19 protein-coding genes are annotated in these 20130 nt (G+C 60.0%); 11 read left to right on the forward strand and 8 right to left on the reverse strand.

Features of this window, described 5'->3' with window-relative positions; genetic code table 11:
- The first annotated feature begins 22 nt into the window (after positions 1-22).
- The 5 genes from R8871_RS03785 to R8871_RS03805 are packed head-to-tail and all read left to right on the forward strand — an operon-like array spanning position 23 to position 4712.
- Positions 23-1009 carry a pyridoxal-phosphate dependent enzyme gene (locus R8871_RS03785; RefSeq protein ID WP_175049112.1) on the forward strand — a complete coding sequence of 329 codons (987 nt, stop codon included), beginning with the start codon at positions 23-25 and terminating at the stop codon, positions 1007-1009.
- Positions 1006-1788, forward strand: coding sequence for a 2-oxopent-4-enoate hydratase (dmpE, locus tag R8871_RS03790; RefSeq protein ID WP_175049113.1), 783 nt, complete (start codon positions 1006-1008; stop codon positions 1786-1788). Before R8871_RS03785 ends, dmpE begins: the two co-directional genes overlap by 4 nt.
- Before the next feature lie 15 nt (positions 1789-1803).
- Positions 1804-2721 carry an acetaldehyde dehydrogenase (acetylating) gene (locus R8871_RS03795; protein ID WP_175049114.1) on the forward strand — a complete coding sequence of 306 codons (918 nt, stop codon included), beginning with the start codon at positions 1804-1806 and terminating at the stop codon, positions 2719-2721.
- Between the two features lie 13 nt (positions 2722-2734).
- Positions 2735-3769 carry a 4-hydroxy-2-oxovalerate aldolase gene (dmpG, locus tag R8871_RS03800; protein ID WP_175049115.1) on the forward strand — a complete coding sequence of 345 codons (1035 nt, stop codon included), beginning with the start codon at positions 2735-2737 and terminating at the stop codon, positions 3767-3769.
- Positions 3756-4712 (forward strand): pseudouridine-5'-phosphate glycosidase, encoded by a 957-nt coding sequence (locus R8871_RS03805; protein ID WP_175049116.1) that lies wholly within the window; start codon positions 3756-3758, stop codon positions 4710-4712. Before dmpG ends, R8871_RS03805 begins: the two co-directional genes overlap by 14 nt.
- A gap of 19 nt (positions 4713-4731) precedes the next feature.
- On the opposite strand, the gene R8871_RS03810 is transcribed toward R8871_RS03805, so the two are convergent.
- From R8871_RS03810 to R8871_RS03825, 4 genes are all read right to left on the reverse strand, one after another.
- Positions 4732-6054, reverse strand: coding sequence for an MFS transporter (locus tag R8871_RS03810; RefSeq protein WP_175049117.1), 1323 nt, complete (start codon positions 6052-6054; stop codon positions 4732-4734).
- 214 nt (positions 6055-6268) lie between these two features.
- Complete coding sequence (locus R8871_RS03815) at positions 6269-6505, reverse strand: DUF2783 domain-containing protein (protein WP_175049118.1); 237 nt, start codon at positions 6503-6505, stop codon at positions 6269-6271.
- 63 nt (positions 6506-6568) lie between these two features.
- Positions 6569-8278: an FAD-dependent oxidoreductase gene (locus R8871_RS03820; RefSeq protein WP_175049119.1), complete on the reverse strand. Its 1710-nt coding sequence runs from the start codon at positions 8276-8278 to the stop codon at positions 6569-6571.
- Positions 8279-8341: 63 nt separating this feature from the next.
- On the reverse strand, positions 8342-9301 hold the full coding sequence (locus tag R8871_RS03825; RefSeq protein ID WP_054035596.1) for an MBL fold metallo-hydrolase: 960 nt from the start codon (positions 9299-9301) through the stop codon (positions 8342-8344).
- Positions 9302-9585: 284 nt separating this feature from the next.
- Here R8871_RS03825 and R8871_RS03830 point away from each other — a divergent pair, with 284 nt between their 5' ends.
- The 3 genes from R8871_RS03830 (at position 9586) to R8871_RS03840 (ending at position 12406) form a co-directional block, all read left to right on the forward strand.
- A complete protein-coding gene (locus R8871_RS03830; protein ID WP_175049120.1) occupies positions 9586-10443 on the forward strand; it encodes an IclR family transcriptional regulator in 858 nt (285 codons plus the stop codon).
- Positions 10440-11270, forward strand: a complete 831-nt coding sequence (locus R8871_RS03835; RefSeq protein ID WP_175049121.1) for an IclR family transcriptional regulator — start codon at positions 10440-10442, stop codon at positions 11268-11270. Before R8871_RS03830 ends, R8871_RS03835 begins: the two co-directional genes overlap by 4 nt.
- A 98-nt stretch (positions 11271-11368) precedes the next feature.
- The gene (locus tag R8871_RS03840; protein ID WP_175049122.1) at positions 11369-12406 is read left to right on the forward strand and encodes a MerR family transcriptional regulator; all 1038 of its coding nucleotides are present in this window, start codon (positions 11369-11371) and stop codon (positions 12404-12406) included.
- Positions 12407-12463: 57 nt separating this feature from the next.
- Here R8871_RS03840 and R8871_RS03845 read toward each other — a convergent pair whose 3' ends face one another.
- The 3 genes from R8871_RS03845 to R8871_RS03855 all read right to left on the reverse strand — a co-directional run bounded on the left by R8871_RS03845 (position 12464) and on the right by R8871_RS03855 (position 15383).
- Positions 12464-13327 carry a MurR/RpiR family transcriptional regulator gene (locus R8871_RS03845; RefSeq protein WP_054035598.1) on the reverse strand — a complete coding sequence of 288 codons (864 nt, stop codon included), beginning with the start codon at positions 13325-13327 and terminating at the stop codon, positions 12464-12466.
- 93 nt (positions 13328-13420) lie between these two features.
- Entirely contained in the window at positions 13421-14503 is a 1083-nt protein-coding gene (locus tag R8871_RS03850; protein WP_175049123.1) for an ABC transporter ATP-binding protein, read from the reverse strand.
- A gap of 106 nt (positions 14504-14609) precedes the next feature.
- Positions 14610-15383 carry an SDR family oxidoreductase gene (locus R8871_RS03855; protein ID WP_175049124.1) on the reverse strand — a complete coding sequence of 258 codons (774 nt, stop codon included), beginning with the start codon at positions 15381-15383 and terminating at the stop codon, positions 14610-14612.
- Between the two features lie 336 nt (positions 15384-15719).
- Between R8871_RS03855 and R8871_RS03860 the strand changes: the two genes are divergently transcribed.
- The 3 genes from R8871_RS03860 (at position 15720) to R8871_RS03870 (ending at position 18855) form a co-directional block, all read left to right on the forward strand.
- Positions 15720-16952, forward strand: coding sequence for an ABC transporter substrate-binding protein (locus R8871_RS03860; RefSeq protein ID WP_175049125.1), 1233 nt, complete (start codon positions 15720-15722; stop codon positions 16950-16952).
- Positions 16953-17116: 164 nt separating this feature from the next.
- Complete coding sequence (locus R8871_RS03865) at positions 17117-18007, forward strand: carbohydrate ABC transporter permease (protein ID WP_175049126.1); 891 nt, start codon at positions 17117-17119, stop codon at positions 18005-18007.
- A complete protein-coding gene (locus tag R8871_RS03870; protein ID WP_175049127.1) occupies positions 18004-18855 on the forward strand; it encodes a carbohydrate ABC transporter permease in 852 nt (283 codons plus the stop codon). Before R8871_RS03865 ends, R8871_RS03870 begins: the two co-directional genes overlap by 4 nt.
- 136 nt (positions 18856-18991) lie before the next feature.
- On the opposite strand, the gene R8871_RS03875 is transcribed toward R8871_RS03870, so the two are convergent.
- Positions 18992-20089 (reverse strand): hypothetical protein, encoded by a 1098-nt coding sequence (locus tag R8871_RS03875; RefSeq protein ID WP_175049128.1) that lies wholly within the window; start codon positions 20087-20089, stop codon positions 18992-18994.
- Positions 20090-20130 lie beyond the last annotated feature (41 nt).

Genomic DNA, 20130 nt, shown 5'->3' on the forward strand with positions numbered 1-20130 from the left:
CTTTCACAGACGAAGTCCTGCTATGACACTGCATATCGAAACACCGCTACTCGAATCCCGGGCGCTCTCACTTAAGACCGGCAGAACAGTTCTCCTGAAGCTTGAAGGGCTGCAACCGAGTGGCTCATTCAAGCTGCGAGGCGTTGGCTTCGCCTGCGAAGAACACAAACGCCGGGGTGCGCGCCGCTTCGTCGCTGCGTCAGGCGGTAACGCGGGGTACGCGGTTGCCTACGCGGGCCGGGAGCTTGGCATTCCAGTGACAGTCGTCGTGCCGCAGACGACATCCGAGCGAGCCAAGGCGCTCATTCGCGGTGAAGAAGCAGACGTCGTGGTTCACGGGGCGTCGTTCGCTGAATCCAACGCCTATGCGCTTTCGACTCTGGGGGATGGCGACGCGTACCTCCACGCGTTCGACGACCCTCTGCTTTGGGAAGGCCACGCGACGATGATCGAGGAGGTCGCCCGGCAAACCGAACGCCCTGACTTGCTGGTTTGCTCGGTCGGCGGTGGCGGTCTGCTCGCAGGCGTCGTTGAAGGACTGCGGCGAGTCGGCTGGAGCGATATTCCCGTGCTGGCCGTCGAGACCGACGGTGCCAGTTCCTTCCACGAGGCGCTTAAAGCCGGTGCGCCAGTCGCTTTAACGAAGATTCAGTCCGTGGCCACCTCGCTGGGCGCCAACAAGGTCGCCGCGCGCATCGTAACGCTCGCCAAGGAACATCCAATCCGGAACTGCCTCGTGACCGACGCTGAAGCGATTCAAGGCAGCGTGACCCTGCTCGAAGAACATCGCCTTCTGACCGAGCCGGCCTGCGGTGCATCGGTGGCCGCACTTGTCCGGATTCCCGAGTATTTCCCAGAAGCGCAGCGCATCGTGGTCATTGCCTGCGGCGGTGTAGGCACAACGAGCCAGCAGTTGCTGGAGTGGTCCGATTTTTACCGGCTGGAGGGCGAGCAGGTCGCCGCCAGTCATTCCGATGAAGTGCATTTGCCCGAGAGTCTGCAACGATGAACGACGCGCTTATCCGTTCGCTTGGCGACGAGCTATACGCCGCGGTAAAAGACTGCCGCACGCTCGACCCGCTCACCAGCCGCCACACCGATCTGACGATCGATGACGCGTATCGCATCCAGCAACACCTGAACGTCCGCCGCACTGAAGCGGGGGAACGCATCATCGGCAAGAAGATCGGCGTGACATCGCAAGTCGTGATGGACATGCTCGGGGTCTATCAACCCGATTTCGGCATGCTCACCGACGCGATGCTTTACGAGGAAGGCGACGCAATCCCGATCGCTTCCCTGATCCAGCCCAAAGCCGAGGGCGAGATTGCCTTTGTGCTCAAGCACGATCTGCGGGGACCTGGCGTGACTGCGGCAGATGTCCTCGCCGCCACCTCGGGCGTGATGGCTTGCTTTGAGATCGTCGACTCGCGCATCCGCGACTGGAAAATCCGCATCGAAGACACGGTGGCCGACAACGCGTCGTGCGGTGTCTTCGTGCTTGGCAAGCGCGTTGTCGATCCGCGCGAGGTCGACCTCGTCGGATGCGCGATGAAGCTGGAGAAGAACGGTGCGGTTGTCACCACCGGCTCAGGTGCTGCAGCGCTTGGGAACCCCCTTGAAGCGGTGGCGTGGCTGGCCAATACATTGGGCGAACTGAATGAGTCATTGAAGGCCGGCGAAGTGGTGCTGTCCGGCTCGCTGGCGGCGATGGTTCCCGTCGCAGCCGGGGACAGCCTCAATGTTTCTATCGACGGCATCGGTAGCTGCTCGGTGCGATTCGTTTGACCCGAAGGAGGAGACATGGCGAAGAACAAGGTGAAATGCGCGTTGATCGGACCGGGCAACATCGGCACGGATCTGTTGGCAAAGCTGCAACGCAGTGACGTGCTCGAACCCGTGTGGATGGTAGGCATCGATCCCGAGTCCGATGGCCTGAAAAAGGCGCGAGAGTTTGGCCTGAAAACCACGTCGGAAGGCGTAGACGGCCTGCTGCCTCATGTGAACGCCGACGACATCCAGATCGCATTCGACGCGACGAGTGCATACGTGCATGCGGAAAACTCGCGCAAGCTCAATGAACTGGGTGTGATGATGATCGATCTCACGCCGGCAGCCATTGGTCCGTATTGCGTGCCGCCCGTCAATCTGCAACAGCACGTCGGCCAAGGCGAGATGAACGTCAACATGGTGACCTGCGGCGGCCAGGCGACGATCCCCATGGTGTATGCGGTGTCGCGCGTGCAGCCCGTGCGCTACGCCGAAATCGTCGCAACGGTGTCCAGCCGGTCGGCCGGTCCAGGAACGCGCAAGAACATCGACGAGTTCACGCGGACGACAGCCGGTGCAATCTCGAAGGTAGGCGGCGCACAGGAAAGCAAGGCGATCATCATCATCAACCCCGCCGATCCGCCACTCATGATGCGCGACACCGTGCATTGCCTCGTCGAAGGCACGCCCGATACCGCTGCGATCGATAAGTCCGTACACGACATGATCGAGCAGGTACGCAAGTACGTGCCCGGCTACCGGCTTGTCAATGGCCCGGTGTTCGACGGCGATCGAGTCTCGATCTACCTGGAGGTCGAAGGCCTGGGCGACTATCTGCCGAGATATGCCGGCAACCTCGACATCATGACGGCCGCCGCCGCGCGCACCGCCGAGATGTTCGCCGAACAGATCCTGAGCGGCTCGCTCAAGCTCGAACCCGCCGCTCATTAAGGAGGAAACAGACGTGAACTTCAAAGACAAGAAGGTCGTGGTGCATGACATGACGCTGCGCGACGGCATGCATCCGAAACGTCACCAGATGACGCTGGATCAGATGAAGGAGATCGCGCAAGGTCTGGACGAAGCGGGCGTGCCGCTGATCGAAGTCACGCACGGCGATGGCCTGGGCGGCAGCTCCGTGAACTACGGCTTTCCCGCTCACACAGACGAGGCCTACCTCTCCGCCGTCATTCCCCTCATGAAGCAGGCGCGCGTCTCGGCGTTGCTGATTCCGGGCATTGGCACGGTGGATCATCTGAAAATGGCGCATGCGCTTGGTGTGAACACGATCCGCGTGGCCACACACTGCACGGAAGCCGACGTCTCGGAACAGCACATCACGCTCGCGCGCAAGCTCGGCATGGACACCGTCGGCTTTCTGATGATGGCGCACATGAATACACCCGAGGGCCTCGTGAAGCAGGCGAAGCTAATGGAAAGCTATGGTGCGAACTGTGTCTATGTGACCGATTCCGCCGGTTATATGCTGCCCGAGGACGTCAGGGTCCGTCTTGCCGCTGTCCGGGCGGCGCTGAAACCGGAGACCGAACTCGGCTTTCACGGTCACCATAACCTCGCCATGGGGGTAGCGAACTCCATCGCTGCCATCGAGGTTGGTGCCACCCGAATCGATGCAGCCGCCGCGGGTTTGGGCGCAGGCGCCGGTAACACGCCCATGGAAGTGCTCGTCGCGGTATGCGATCGCATGGGCATTCAGACGGGCGTCGACGTCTGGAAGATTCAGGACGTGGCTGAGGACCTGGTCGTGCCTATCATGGACTTTCCGATACGCGTCGATCGCGATGCGCTCACGCTCGGTTATGCGGGTGTGTACGGTTCCTTCCTCCTTTTTGCAAAGCGCGCAGGACAAAAGTACGGCGTACCGGCTCGTGATATCCTGGTCGAACTGGGGCGCCGCGGCATGGTAGGCGGCCAGGAGGACATGATCGAGGACACTGCGCTCACCCTGGCCAGGGAGAGATGCGATGCGTTTAAGTGATTATCTGGATGTCCACCCGGAAGTCGCTGCAGCGTTAAGCGCAGGGCGACCGGTTGTGGCACTGGAGTCATCGATCATCTCGCATGGCGCCCCTTGGCCAAAGAACGCCGAAACGGCGCTTGTGCTCGAAGCCGAAGTCCGCGCCCACGGCGCGATACCTGCCACCTGCGCGATTCTGGACGGCCGTATCAAGGTCGGACTCACGCGTGAGGAGATTGAGCGCCTCGCTCGCGGCGGCCGCGATGTGGCCAAGGTCAGCCGACGCGATATTCCGATTCTGGTTGCCTGTGGCGCCGATGGCGCGACGACGATCTCGGCGACGATGATCATCGCCGACCTGGTGAAGATTCGTGTATTCGCCGCCGGCGGTCTCGGCGGCGTGCATCGGGGCGCGCAGGAGAGCTTCGACATCTCAGCTGATCTGCAGGCGCTCGCCCGCACGCCAGTGGCATTGGTGTGTGCCGGCATCAAATCGATCCTCGACATCCAACTCACCCTGGAATACCTGGAGACGCACGGCGTCCCGGTGATCGGCTACGGCACTGACAGCCTTCCCGGGTTCTTCACGCGCGATAGCGAGTTCGGTGTCGATGTGCGCCTCGACAATCCTCAACAGATAGCGCGTGTCATGAATGCCAACTGGGCGCTAGGCCTGAACAACGGCCTTGTGGTTGCCAATCCGATTCCCGAGCCATTCGCGTTGCCACGTGAGGACATCGATCTCGCGATTGAGCAGGCACTGGCGGAAGCAGATGCGGAAGGTATCACCGGCAAGGGCGTGACACCGTTCCTTATTTCCCGCGTGAATGCATTGACCAATGGGGCAAGCGCGGAATGCAGCGTTCAGATCGGTCTCAACAACGCCAGGCTGGCGGCTGCGATGGCGGTCGCTTATGCGGCGCTTTCGAGCGGTACCGATCCAGACATCGTCAACACGTGTTGATCAGCGGTCCGCACAAGTCTTAGATCCGCTTCGCTTCCTTCGGCACGCCAATCAGCAACGCCACGCCGCTGACGAACAGCAGCGCAGTCAACACATATAACGCGTTGTCCATGCTGCCCGTGTGCGTCTTGATCAGACCGATCACCCACGGGCTGACAATCCCGCTCGTAATGCCAATGCTACTGATCAACGCGATGCCAGCCGCCGCCGCAGTGCCCGATAGATAACCCGACGGCACCGTCCAGAAAATCGGCAACGCAGCGAAGATCAGCACGGCCGCCAGCGAGAGAATCGCGAGCATTGCCGGGAAGCTGCTCAAATGCATCGTCAGCAAAGACAGCGCGATGCCGCCGCCGATCGTGCAAACCGCAAAGTGCCGGCGCCGTTCGCCACGACGATCCGAGTTGCGCGCGATCAGAATCAGGCCCACTGCGCCGACCGCATTCGGAATCACGGTGTACAGGCTGATCGCCAGCACATCGTGAACGCCGAAGTCGCGAATCATCAGCGGCATCCAGAAGTTCAGCGTCAGCGACGCGCAGGTCAGCGAAAAATAGATGAACGCAAACAGATACACCCGCGGGTTACGCAGCGCCTGCATGACGGAACGCGATGAATGCGCGTCCGATGAAACGCGGCGGCCTTCATCGCGTTGTGCGATCAACTGTGCCTTCTCCGCGTCGTTGAGCCACGTTGCATGCTGCGGACCGTCAACCAGATAAAACGCGGCAAGCAGGCCGAGTACGATGGCAGGCGCACCTTCGATCACGAACATCCACTGCCAGCCGAACAGCCCCATCACGCCGCCCATATCGCGCATGATCCAGCCGGACACCAGGCCGCCGAGCACACCCGCCACTGCGACACCCGCGAAGAAAATCGACAGCACGGCTGCGCGCCGCCGCGCCGGATACCAGTAGGTCAGATACAGCACGATGCCGGGAAAGAACCCCGCTTCGAACACGCCGAGCATGAAACGCAGCACGTAAAAGTGCGTGGGTTTCGACACCAGCATCATGCCGACCGATGCGATGCCCCACAGCAGCATGATCCGCGTGAACGTGCGGCGCGCGCCGAAGCGCGCGAGCAGCATGTTGCTCGGCACTTCACACAACACGTAGCCGATATAGAAGACGGCCGCGCCTAAACCGTACATGGCGTCGCTGAAACCGAGGTCGTGCTTCATCTGCAATTGCGCGAAGCCGATATTAATGCGGTCGAGAAACGACACCACGTAACACAGGAACAGAAACGGAATGATCCGCATCGAAACCTTGCGATACAGCAGATCGTCGTGCGCAACGGCGGATGCGCCCAGCGCGGGGGCGAGGGATTGGCTCATCGGTTTTCTCCAAACGTGAGGGTCCAACGGACCCGCGGGGGTCCGGCGTCTTGTTGCGCCGCGTTTCGGTTTTCTACTGGAAAGACATGCGGCCGTATCGATGCGTCGCACGCCGTGATGAACTGCGCGTGGCTCGAACGGCCACGCACGTGCAGCGTTAATTCGTTACAACTCGTCGTTACAACTCGTCGTTACAGTTCGTCGTGCCGCGTATTCAGGCAGCCAGCGAATGGGTCTGCACACCTTGCCCCGAAGCATCGGTCACGCCTTCACGTGCGTGCCGCATCGCCTCGAGCAGCGTCTCGTGATCGCCGATATGGTTGGCGAGCAACAGAATCAGTTGCGCGTTAGCCGACTGACTCTGCGCATCGTCCAGATTGCGATGCATGTCGATCAACGCCTCGTAGAAATCGTCGGGGCGGGCGAGATTGGGTTGCGTGTTCAATGCCATCACTGTCTCCTGCTATTTTCTTTTGCCGATGTGCTGCGTTTGCCCTGCCTTCAGACCGTACCCTCAGGCCGTGCCCTCAACGCACAACGCCCGCTTCAACGCATCTTCCACAAAGCTCGCGTCGAGTTGCCGACGGCGCGCACATACATGCTGGTCCGGCCGGATCAAATAGAACGTGCCGGGTTTGCCGTCGTAACGAGCGGCTGCAAGACCGTCGATGTCGTGCACCACCTTCGCACCCAAAGCTGCAGCGACCTGCACATCGCCACTTGCCACCACAACGAGCTTCAGCGGAATCGGTCCACTTCGCAATGCATCCAACGCAGCTTGCGTCGCCTGATCGATACCTTCCGGGCCGCAGAACAGCACGCCCGTGAACTGCTGACCGAGTTGCTGTAACAGCCATGCCGATTGCCCGGCGGCATGAACCGGTGCATCGACGCACGATGCGCCCGGCACCATCAGGCCTTCAAAGCTGTCGCTGTCCGCCGTATTCAGCGGGGAATCACGCAACACCGCGGGCACCGACAAGCGACCGCTATTCGTCAACTGCCGTGCAAACGGGTGATGCCGCGCGAGCTTCAGCACAGCATCGCGGAACACGCGGCTAACCGGGCTTTTCGGCGTGATGAAATCGGTCGAACGGGTGGAGTTGCGGATGTTTTCGTCAGCGGCGAATTCGCGCTCGCTTGCATACGTATCGAGCAAAGCGTCGGCGGCTTTACCTTCGAGCACCATCGCGAGTTTCCATGCGAGGTTTTCCGCGTCCTGCACGCCGCTATTCGCGCCACGTGCGCCGAACGGCGACACGCCATGCGCGGAATCGCCCGCGAACAACACGTTGCCATGCCGGAAACGATCCATGCGCAGACACGAAAACGTATAGACGCTGACCCATTCCAGCTCGAACTTCGCATCCGGTCCAAGCAAGGCACGCACGCGCGGGATCACACGTTCCGGCGTTTTCTCCAGCACCGGATCGGCGTCCCAGCCCAACTGGAAATCGATCCGCCACACGTTATCCGGCTGACGATGCAACAGCACCGATTGATTCGGATGGAATGGTGGATCGAACCAGAACCAGCGCTCAGTCGGAAACTCCGCTTCCATCTTGACGTCGGCGATCAGAAAGCGATCTTTGAAGGTGACGCCGTGGCTGTCGAGTCCCATCAGATTGCGCATCGGACTGCGCGAGCCGTCGGCGGCCACCACATAGCGGCCGCGTAACGGGTACTGACCATTCGGTGTGTCGACCGTCAGCGTCACACTGGCTTCAGCAGTACCGGCCGTGCCGTTCTGCTGCACGCCGACCACTTTGCTCTTCCAGCGGATCTCGAGATTCGGCATCTCCTGCGCGCGTTCGAGCAGAAAGCCTTCGACGTAGTACTGCTGCAGGTTGATGAACGCGGGCCGGTTATGACCCGCTTCAGGTTGCAGATTGAACGTGTACACCAGTTCATCTTTCAGGAACACCTTGCCGACATTCCAGCTGATGCCCTTGTCTACCATGCGCTGCCCGCAGCCGAGCCGGTCGAAGATATCGAGCGAGCGCTTCGAGAAGCAGATCGCCCGCGAACCGGTGGACAACGAACAATCGTCGTCGACCAATACGACCGGCACGCCCTGTTGCGCGATATCGATCGCGGTAGCCAGGCCCACCGGCCCCGCGCCGACCACGATCACGGGATAGGCCACCTGTTCCGCATCGCCCTGCCCGGCCTGTTCCCGGCACGGTTTATAGTCGAACGACAGCGTCTGATAGTTGATGCTCATCTTGTGTCTCCGTCCTTCTCCGCTCTGCTCTGCTTGACGCTTTCCGGCGTTTCTATGCTGTTATCAGGCTTGCAGCGCGTCCCACATTTCCTTGTCGCGTTGCGCCGTCCAGATACGCGGATGCGTGATGCCGCTTGCTTCGTCGAAAGCACGCGAGACGTCGAACGGTAGACAGTGCTCGTAGATAAACACGTGACCGAACTTCGGGTCCATTGCCTTGCGCGTGTGCGCCATTGCGGCCTTCAGGTCGAGCTTCTGTTCGACAGCTTCGCGGCCTTGCTGCAGCAATGTGGTGACGAAGTCTTTCGTGTAATCGAGGCCCTTGTTGACGTCTTCCGGCGTGGTCAATGCAGGACCGCGACCCGGCACCAGCTTCTCGGCTTTCAGCGCGCGCAGCGCTTCGAGCGTGGCCGGCCATTGTTCGAGTTGAGCATCGCCGCAATAGCAGGCTGCGTCGTATTCGACCAGGTCGCCGGAGAACAACACCTTCTGCGACGGCAGCCAGACCACCGTATCGCCCTTTGTGTGGCCCGCGCCCAGATGTGCGATACGCACTTCGAGCTTGCCAAGGAACAGCGTCATTTCTTTTTCGAACACGAGCGTCGGCCATGTCAGACCCGGCACCGTTTCGACACCCGCGAAGAGACGCGGGAAACGTTCGATTTCCGACTTCATGTCCTGCTCGCCGCGCTCGACGATCATCTCGTACGTGCCGCGGCTCGCGATCACCTGTTGCGCGCCCTCTTCGAAATACGCCGACGCGCCGAGCACGCGCACCGCGTGGTAGTGCGACAGCACGACGTATTTGATCGGTTTATCGGTGACGCTGCGAATCTTCGCGATGAGGTCTTGCGCCATGGCCGGCGTGGCGGTGGTGTCGACGATCAGCACGCCGTCGTCACCGATGATCACGCCCGAATTCGGATCGCCTTCAGCGGTGTACGCGTAGGCGTTCTCGGATAGCTTGGTCCACGTGACTTTCTTGACTTCCAGGTCGGCCTGGGATGCGAATGCCTTTGCCATGCTTGTCTCCCTCAAAAGTTGGACGTGAGGCGAGACGGCCGGCTGCGCATTCAGATTTCAGAGGCGCGGGCTGACGGTATTGGGGGTTGTCTCGCCCCGTTTTGACTCTGTGACTGCACCGGTATGTCGGGGTGAATGCATCTTATGGCCGGGCCAGTTTATTTGTCAATAGCGAAATGTATCGCTATACGCAAATCTCAGAGCGCCTAAGATAAGAACAGGAAGGCGCGGCTTTCGCGCAGGGCTTCGGCTAACATGGACCCTTTTTACGGACGAGCGCGGGTGTGAGCAAAGCAGCGAAATCGGCCACCGGCAAAGGCGCGGGCGGCAGCGAGACAACGGATGGCGGCAAGACGCAGCGCGGGATTCAGAGCGTCGAAGTGGGCGGCCGCGTATTGCTGGCGCTTGCGCAGGCGCGCAGCCCGCTGGCTTTATCCGATCTCGCCACTGCCGCGCAGATCGCGCCGGGGCAGGCGCATGCTTATCTGGTGAGCCTGTGCCGCTTAGGTCTGATCAAACGCGACGAGCTGTCGGGCCGTTATGAACCCGGTCCGCTGTCGTTGCGGCTGGGTTTGATGCACCTGGAGAACCAGCCGGCGTTTCGCGCCGCCGTTCCGCGCGTCGAGGCTCTGGCCGAGGCGATCGGGTTCAGCGTCGCGGTCTGTATTGCCGGGCCGCAAGGGCCGACCATCGTCCGCTATGAGCATGCGGGCTTTCCGTTGCATGTGAATCTGCATGTGGGCACGGTGATGTCGCTGCCGGCGACGTCGACGGGTCGCGTGTTTTGCGCTTATCTGCCACGCGAGGCGTTGGCCGGGATGTGGGCGAACCAGTCGGGTGCTGCGAGTAGCGCGATGACGCCGCCTGATGAACGTGCCGCGTTCGAAGCGGCTTTAGATGCAATCCGTGAACGCAAGCTGGAGTGCAGCGTCGATGCGCCGAGTCCGGGCATCAGCAGTTTGAGCGCGCCGGTGCTCGATGCGGACGGTCGCTTGTGCCTCGCGCTGACCGTGATCGGCTCGACGGGCGTGATCGACGTTGCCGCCGATGGCCCAACGGCTCGCGCGCTGCTTGCCACGGCCCATGACATCAGCGCTGAACTTGCAGCAGCGCCCTCTTTGTTAGCTTCTTCAGCATCGTGACTGATTCTCTCGACCTTTCTTACGCTGCCTCGGGCGCTTCCGCCGCTTCTGCCGATGCGAAACCGCAGCGCGGTATCCAGTCGCTCGATAGCACCGGCGAGTTGCTTGGCGCACTGGTTACGGCCGCGCGGCCGTTGAGCTTGCGCGATCTTGCTGCCGCTGCGGGCATGCCGCCGGCTAAAGCGTTTCCGCATCTGGTGAGTCTGCTCAAGATCGGTTTGCTGAATCGCGATGCTGCGGGTTGTTTTGAAGCCGGACCTTTAGCGCTGGAACTTGGTTTGATCGGCTTGCAGCGTTTGTCGCCGACGCGGGAAGCTGAGCCGGAAGTGGTCGAACTGGCGGTATCGACTGGGATGAGCGTCGCGATGGCGGTGCTTGGGCCGCTCGGCCCGACCGTCGTGCGACTGGAGGAATCGGCGCGGCCGCTGCATGTGAGCTTGCGGGTCGGCACGGTGATGTCGCTGGTGAATACAGCGATTGGGCGGGTGTTTGCCGCTTATGTTGCGGATGATGTACGTCATGGGCTGCTGGCACAGGATCATTTGCGGTTGGCGGGGGCTGACGCGGGCGAGACGAAGGCCTATGCGCAGCGGCTCGCGCAAATCCGCACGGACGGTATCGATACCGCGTTGAGCCGGCCTGTGCCGGGTATCAATACCCTGGCCGCGCCGGTGCTGGACCATACGGGAAGCATCTGTCTGGTGCTCGCGGTGATGGGGCCGAGCGGCAGCTTCGATAGCGAGCTGACGGGCGGCCCGGCGCAGACTTTGCGCGCGGCGACGCTGAGGTTGTCGCGGCGGTTTGGGTGGATGGCGGCGGCGTCTTGAAGCTGCGATGAAAATGAGCCGCGCTGTAACTATCCGATTGACTCGGCCCCAAGGGCCAACTCCATGATGTGAGTGGTCAGCAAACGAAGAGGTGACTCATGCGTTGTTCCACTCCATTTTTAAGTGCTTCCGAAGCGGCGAGACAGCTCGGCGTCTCGACTAAGGCCCTGCGACTCTACGAGCAGCGAGGCCTGGTGACACCGGCACGCACAGTTTCCGGGTATCGCACCTATGGTCCCGATGAGATGAATCGTGCGGCAGAGATCGTGGCCCTGCGCGCGCTCGGTCTCAGCCTCGCCCAGGTGGCGCAAGTTTTGAAAGGTGACCCTCAGAGTCTGGAACCCGCGTTGGCAGCCCACGAAGCCACGCTTGAAGCGGAAATTCGCCAGCTCGTGGATACGATAGCCAAGGTCCGAGGGCTTCGGTCTGATCTTGCCCGAGGTCAGACTCCTGCCGATGGAGAACTGGCACGCCTGCTCAACCCTTCCTCAGAATTCACCACTGCCTTTGATCTTCCGTGGCCGTGGGGTGGCGAACGGTTCGAACTTCGCGACATCCGGCCGCTGAACTACATCATTGGGCCTTTGGGAAGCGGCAAGACACGGCTGGCGAAGTGCCTGGCTGAGAACATGCCGAATGCCGTTTTCCTGGGCCTCGAACGGATGCAAGATGGACATGCCGAGATCGTGGCCCGCCTTGAAGCGGATGCGGCGGTCAAATTGCGAGTGGATCAAACGCTGGCGTGGCTCATTGGAGAAGGCGCAGCGGAATCGGAAGCGTTAATCGCTCTGCTCGTCGAACTGGAATCTGAAGGCCCAAGTGCCTTCGTGGTCGACATGGTAGAGCAAGGGTTGGATCAGGCGACGCAGGAAGCGCTGATCGTCCATCTTCGCCAGCGCGCCAAAGTGGGTGGACGTCCGCTGTTTCTGATGACGCGCTCGACGGCGATTTTAGATTTGGCTGCAATCGGCCCTGATGAGTCAATCCTCTTTTGCCCGGCCAATCACAGTCCGCCCACCCTCGTTGCGCCTTATCCAGGCACACCAGGATACGAAGCCGTAGCGACCTGCTTAGCCTCGCCGGAGGTTCGTGCGCGGACGGCAGGCATGATCGCCTGGCGTCCTCAAGCAGCGTAACTGTTTACGTATTCGTCGCAGGGCTCTTGAAGCGAGAAAGCGGACCATCCTTCCTGCTCAATCCCCCGCCGCTTCCGGCTCATGCGACGACAACCGCGCCTTCGCGTGCCGCATCTTTTCAAGCGTTTTGGGCCGCGCCTTCAGCGCGACGCCGATCGCCAGCGCATCCATGATGCACAGATGCACGAGCCGGGACACGCCTGGCGTATTCGGATCAATCGGACTCGGCACGCGCAGCAGCAGCGGAATATCGACCAACCACGCTAACCGTGAGCCCACATTCGTCAGCGCAATCGTAGTAGCGCCACGCTCCTTGGCAATCTGAATACTTTCATTCACTTCAACGCTGCGGCCCGAATGCGAAATCGCAAACGCCACATCACCCGGTTCCATGAGGCCCGCGTAAAGCCGCTGCAAATGACCATCAGTAAACGCAGTAGCCGCAATATCCAGCCGCAAAAATCTCAAAGCCGCATCTTGCGCAACAAGTCCCGAACCCGAACCCACACCAAAGAAGAAAACCCGCCCCGCGCTCGACAAAGCCGCAATCGCACTCTCAACCACCGCCGGATCCAACGCAGCACACGCATGCGTGATCCCATCGACTGCTGCCTCGCCCACTTTGTCCATCAACGTCTGCACGTCATCGTCACGCGCAACCGCCGTCGACGCATACGGCACCCCGCCGGCCACGCTCTGCGCCAATTGCATCTTGAAGTCGCGCAGACCATGCGCGCCGATCGCGCGGCAAAAGCGCGTGACGGAAGGCTCGGACACGTCCGCACGCTGGGCGAGCTCGGTGATGCTCGCGCGCATCGCAAAGTCGACGTCGCTCAGCACCATCTCGGCAACCTTGCGCTCGGCGGGCCGCAGATTGGCCAGCGCGCCGCGGATGTGGGGAATCAAGTTCGGTGCGGACACCCGGTGTTCCTTAAGGGTTAAATGAATCCGCGTCGCGTCGCAGCTTCAATCAGCTTGTTCAGCTTGAATCAGCCTCAAGCGGCAACACGCGGTTCAGACCAGCCTGCGTCCACTCTCCGTATCGAACAGATGAATATGCTCGGCCGGCAGACGCAGCGTAACGAGCTGACCGGGCTCGACTTTCGAGCGCTGGCGAGTCGTCACGCACCACGTGTTGCCGCCTATTTTCCCGTACAAATGGGTCTCGGCGCCAGTCGGCTCGACCACTTCGACATCCATCGTGGTGTCCGGCTTGTCAGCCATCGTTTCAATATGTTCGGGACGCACGCCAAGCGTGATTTTTCCGCCGACCAATGCCGAGGCCGGCGTGCCTTCCAGCACGATCTCGCCACCGTCTGTGAGTTTTAACGCGAAACCTTGCCCGTCCGTGCGATTGACCAACACGCCTTCCGCGAAATTCATCGACGGTGAACCGAGGAAACTCGCGACGAACAGATTCGCCGGACGGTCGTACAGATCGAGCGGACGGCCGACCTGCTCGATCCGCCCTGCGTTCATCACGACGATGCGGTCGGCCATTGTCATCGCTTCGATCTGATCGTGCGTGACGTAGATCACCGTATTCTTCAGACGCTGATGCAGCGCCTTGATTTCCGTGCGCATCTGCACGCGCAATTTGGCGTCGAGATTGGACAGCGGTTCGTCGAACAGAAACAGCGACGGCTCGCGCACCACCGCGCGGCCCATCGCCACACGCTGACGTTGACCACCCGACAGCGCACGCGGCAAGCGATCCAGATAACTGCCGAGGTTCAGCATCTTCGCAGCGGCTTCAATCCGCGGCTTGAAACTCGCCGACGATTCCTTGCGAATCCGCGGCCCGAACGCGATGTTTTCGTAGACCGACAGATGCGGATAAAGCGCGTAACTCTGGAACACCATCGAAATATTGCGCTGCTGCGGCGCGAGCGTATTCGCGCGCGTGCCGCCAATCATCAGATCGCCGCCGCTGATTTCTTCGAGCCCCGCCACCATGCGCATCAGCGTGCTCTTGCCGCAACCCGACGGGCCGACCAGCACGACGAACTCGCCGTCGTCGATATGAAGATCGATGCCGTGCACCACTTGCGTGTCGCCATAGCGTTTGAAGATGCCGCTTAGTTGCACTGCTGCCATGCTGTCCTCATCGTCGTGCTGTCATGCGAACGTGTTGCCTTGCTTCATCAAGCAAAGAACGCGCCGCGCTATCGGGTCAAAGCAGTTCAAAGCGAATCCAATCCTTTCAGAGCGATTCGAGCGTCAGTTCTTCCGCCATCAAACGGTTGCCGGCCATCAGTCCACCGTCGACCGGCAACGCGACGCCGGTAATCACGCGCGCCATCGGCGATGAAAGGAACAGCACCGCATCGGCGATGTCGTCCGGCGTCGCAAAGTCGCGCAACGGGTACCACTTCTTCAGATCCTCGAAGACCTGCGGATTCTTGTCGACGCGCGCCTGCCACGCCTGCGTCTTCACCGTACCCGGACAGACGATGTTCGCGCGTATGCCATAGCGGCCGAGTTCGATCGCCAGCGCTTTCGTGTAGCTGATGAGACCCGCTTTCGCCGCGCTATACGCGGGATGCCCGAGCGCGGCCATGCCGTTCACGGAGCCGATCAGCACCAGCACGCCCTTCTGCCGTTCGATCATCGACGCGCGCACCGCTTCCACCGAGTGATACGTACCGTTCAGATTCAGATGGATGTCGCGTTGCCAGCTGGCGGCGTCCGTCGTGGCGAGCGTCAAACCTTTGGCGGCGCCCGCGTTAGCGACCAGCACGTCCACCGGACCGCGCGTATTCACCGCTTCGGCAACCGCTTGCTGCACTGCGGCAGCGTCACCCAGGTCGACCGCGATCGGCGTGACATGCGCGGCGCCGAGTTGCGCCACCAATCCGTGCAGCGCGACCGCGTCGACATCGAGCGCCAGCACCGTGTCGCCCTGCTCCACGAAACGCTTGCACAACACGCTGCCGATTCCGCCGCAAGCGCCCGTCACCAACACCACACGATTCATGTCTACCCTCGTCCTTCAACCTCGTTGCAGAGCCGGTTTAGCGTGTAAATTTCCTACAAAACCGGCCTCGAACAGTTGTCTAGCCATCCCGAAGATTGGGTATCCGTGACTTCGCGTTATGCAGAATACCCCTGCTTTACAGCATCTTATGCACAAAACTGGCCGAGAAAAAATATGGCAGACCCTACGTGACAAGCTATTTTGCGTCATGTAGGATTTTTTCAAACAATTTAACCCAAAGCGGCCGGCGACGGCAGCAGACCACCCCCACCATCATCGGATGGGACCGGAGCAAACGCTAAAGCGCTAACTCCGATCGACACAGGAGAGAGAAAAATGTCGTTGCATGCCCGTGCTTCCCTCGCGCTAGGCAAAGTTGCCGTGGCGCTCGCGTTTGCAGGTATCGCCGTCGCGGCTCACGCCGACACGGTTCGCGTGACGGTCGCGCATTACAGCGATGCGACCGCGCCGTACTTCGAAAAGATGGCCCGTAACTTCGAGAAGGCCAATCCCGGCACCACGATCAAGATCGAAGACGTGAACTGGGACACGCTGCAACAGAAACTGCAAACGGACATCTCCGGCGGCGCCAACGCCGACCTGGCGATTGTCGGTACGCGCTGGCTGCTCGACTTCGTGAAGGACGACGTCGCCGAGCCGCTCGACGGCTACATGGACGCCAGCTTCAAGGGCCGCTTCATCGGCCCGTTCCTCGCACCGGGCGAAATCAACGGCAAGGTGTACGGCCTGCCGATCGCCGCGTCCGCACGCGCGCTCTACTACAACAAGGATCTGCTCGCGAAGGTCGGTTATCCCGACGGCCCGAAAACGTGGAATGACGTGATCGACGCGTCGAAGAAACTGAAGGCGCAGGGCATTGCCGGCTTCGGTCTGCAAGGCAAGGAAATCGAAACGGACGTCTACTATTACTACGCCCTGTGGACCAACGGCGGCGACGTCGTCGGCAAGGACGGCAAGGCGGTGTTCAATTCGCCGGCCGGCATCAAGGCGGCCACGCTTTACAAGACGATGATTGACGACGGCCTGACGCAGCCTGGCGTAACCGGCTACAGCCGTGAAGACGTGCAGAACCTGTTCAAGCAAGGCCGCGTTGCGATGATGATCTCCGCACCGTTCCTCGCCAAGCAGATCAAGAAGGAAGCGCCGAACCTGAAGTACGGCATCGATCCGATCCCGATGGGCACGACGCACGCCACGTATGCCGTGACCGACTCGATCGTGATGTTCAAGAACTCCAAGGTGAAGAAGTCGGCCTGGAAGTTCCTGGACTATCTGTTCACGAAGGAACCACGCGTCGAGTTCACAACGACCGAAGGCTTCCTGCCGACCACCAAGGCTGAGGCGACCGATCCGGCGTTCAACGATCCGGATACCAAAGCTTTCGTCGCGCTGCTGCCGACGGCTCACTTCGCGCCGACAGTGACCGGTTGGGAAGACACCGCAAAGGCTGTGACCGATGCAATGCAATCGATCTACCTGGGCAAGGCGAAGCCAGCGGACGCGTTGAATGCCGCTGCGACGCAGGCGAACAAGTCGCTCGGTAAGTGACACGCGTAGTCTCGTAGTGATTTGCTGAAATTTGCTGAACACGGAACGCGCGCCGCCGTTGCGAAGGCGGCGCGCGTTTCGGTTGTCATGTCCGTAATGCACTATCCGGCCCATCCCGTCGCGCCTGCCTTTTTTATGTGGACGCGTCTTACGATCGAGCACGCATGAGCCGTTCCGCTTCTTCGCGCCTCCAGGCGCCCTGGTTGCTGATTGCGCCGAGTCTGGTGTTGGCGCTTTTCATCATCAGCTATCCGATTTTCAACATCGTGTGGCAATCGCTGCACGAGGTCTCGCGCTTCGGCGCGATCCGCGATTTCACCGGCCTGCAGAACTTCACTACGATTTTCACGGACCCCTCGTTTCTCGCTGCGGCCAAGCGGACGATTGTCTGGACCGTGTGCGTGGTAGGTGGCACGGTGCTGATTTCGGTGCCGGTTGCGCTGATACTGAATCAGGATTTCTATGGACGCGGCGTAGCGCGCACGATTGTGATGCTGCCGTGGTCCGTCTCGCTGACGATGACCGCCGTGGTGTGGCGCTGGGCCTTCAACGACGACTACGGCATGGTCAACGTCACGTTGCAGCGGCTTGGCTTGATCAACGGTCCGATACATTGGCTCGCGACGCCGGAGCTCGCGTTTCCGGTGGAGATCGCCGTCGGTATTCTGGTGTCGATTCCATTTACGGTGACGATTCTGCTGGGCGGGTTGTCGTCGGTGCCGGGCGACATTTATGAAGCGGCGCGAATGGATGGCGCCAGTGCGTGGCAGCAGTTTCGCAAGCTGACGATGCCGCTCCTGCGGCCGTTCATCAACATGACGATTCTGTTGAACGTGATCTACGTGTTCAATTCTTTCCCGATCATCTGGGTGATGACGCAAGGCGGGCCGGATAACGGCACGCATATTCTTGTCACGTATCTCTATGAGCTTGGGTTCCGGCTGGGACGTCCCGGCGAAGCCGCGGCGGTGTCGCTGATCATGCTCGTCATGCTGTTCGTTTTCTCGATCGCCTATCTGCGCCTGCAGCCCGCGAAAGAAGGAGAGACGTCATGAGTCTCAGCGTCAAGATGAAGCGCTCGCTGTGGTGCTGGTTGGCACTTTCGCCACTGATTGTGGCCGTGCTGTTTCCGTTTGCTGTGATGTTGTTTACTGCTTTGAAGCCGGCTACGGAGATCTTTGTTTATCCGGCGCGATGGTTGCCGGTGCATTGGCAGTGGAGCAATTTTTCGGATATGTGGGTTGCGGCTAACTTCGGCGTGGCGCTGAGGAATAGTTGTGTGATTAGCTTTTTGTCGACTGCGTTGGCGTTGGCGGTGAGCTTGCCGGCGGCTTATGCGTTGGCCAGGTTTCCGTTTCGTGGGAAGGGGTTGTATTCGCAGTTTCTGCTGGTGACGCAGATGTTGTCGCCGATCTTGCTGGTTGTTGGGTTGTTCCGGCTGGCCGCGATGATTCCTTATGGGGATGGGAACCTGGTTGACTCCAAGATTGGCGTCATCGTTTCTTATGCTGCGTTCAATATCGCGTTTGCGGTTTGGATGTTGTCTTCTTACTTTCAGACGGTGCCGAGGGATCTTGAGGAAGCGGCCTGGTTGGAGGGGTGTGGGAGGACGAGGGCTGTTTTTAAGGTTTTCTTGCCGTTGGCTGTGCCGGCGATTGTTGTTACGGCGATCTTTACGTTTATTAATGCGTGGAATGAGTTTGCGGTGGTTTATACGTTGATTCGGTCGCCGGAGAATAAGACTTTGACCGTGCAGGTTACCGATATGGTGGCTGGGAAGTATGTTGTTGAGTGGCATCTGGTGATGGCCGCTACTCTTTGTGCGACTTTGCCGGTTTCTGTTGTGTTTGCCTGGTTGCAGAGGTTTTTGGTTAAGGGGTTGGCGTTGGGGGCGGTGAAGTAGGGGTTACGCGGTGCGCGGCCGCTCCTATCCCGCCGCGCTTAGACTTCTTCGGAGGACCAAGTCCTGTCCAACGCAAGTCAGGCGTCATTGCGAGAACAAATGTCTTGGTTGATTTCAGTTTGGCTCAAATATTTCGCTAATTTTTGGCCTCAATTGTTGGGCTACGTCCAGCGACCAGAAGAGCAATACCTGCGGCGGCTATCGCGATCACCCAAGGGGCGGTGTGATTCCAATCGAAACTGATCGCCAACTTCGGAAAGAGTATTTGAACAGTCACTTGGGTTATCACGCATTGGTAGGCCAAGAAGCTGGCCAGTGCTATAAGCAAGAGTGCGGTCTCCCTGAGCATGCTTGCTCGATCTGCCTTTATTCCATAAGCGATAAAGATCAACCCGCCGAAAAGTGCCAAAAACGGCGCCGGTCCGTACCCGTGACTGACTGCGGAGTCTGTCGGCAACACGTGCGCAAAGAGCGAGGTAAGTATCACGTACGTGCCAAACACAGCGACCGCATGCAAGGCCACTACCTGGCGATCCTTTCTGTCGAAGCTCGATGCTTTAGCTTCTGTCGCGTTCAAGTAATGGTTAATCTTTCGGGTATATAAGGCCGCCAGCATTGCTATCGACAGCGTATCTGAAACGAGCCAGACCTTAAACGCCGCCGCGTCGCTGAAAGCAAGAGTCAACGCGCCCCCGAGGATGAAGATAAGTATCAGCGCAGGTCTCGCACGTTGGTCGCCACGCAGCAGCCCGTTTGATGCCCATAGATTAGCTAGCGCGAAGCCTCCCAAAGACAGCCATTGCGCAAATATTGGCAAGCTTGAGTGCGGATAAATGGCGACCGCTCCGAAATAGCCACCGACTTCAGCACGACAGGCCATCGTGAACATGCTCAGAACTCGAAAGAGAAGCACGTAGGCAATGATGGAAATTGCGGCTGGTCTTTTCATTTTGTGAGTGGTGGGTGTGCGTATCAACGATATGGCGTTAGCCGCATCGGCCGAAATTCGCACAATAGAAAACCCGTAACCGCATGCGTTTGTGCTAATAAGTGCGCCGGTCAAGACCGTATACATCCTGACATGGGATAACGGCCAGAAAAATAGAATCTTGAGCGATGACAACGGAGGCAATGCGCTCGGCATCTTATCAAACCGTCGAATTTTTAAAGCGCGGTCGCCGAATGACAGGAACTCCGAAACAAATTTGGTTTGTTTGTCGGAACGTATTGACATCCAAGGCGCAGGCTGGGGCGACGCAACTAATCGATATTCAT

Origin of the sequence: Paraburkholderia sediminicola (genome assembly GCF_902859805.1) — a bacterium.
In the GTDB taxonomy this organism is placed as follows: Bacteria; Pseudomonadota; Gammaproteobacteria; order Burkholderiales; family Burkholderiaceae; genus Paraburkholderia; species Paraburkholderia sediminicola.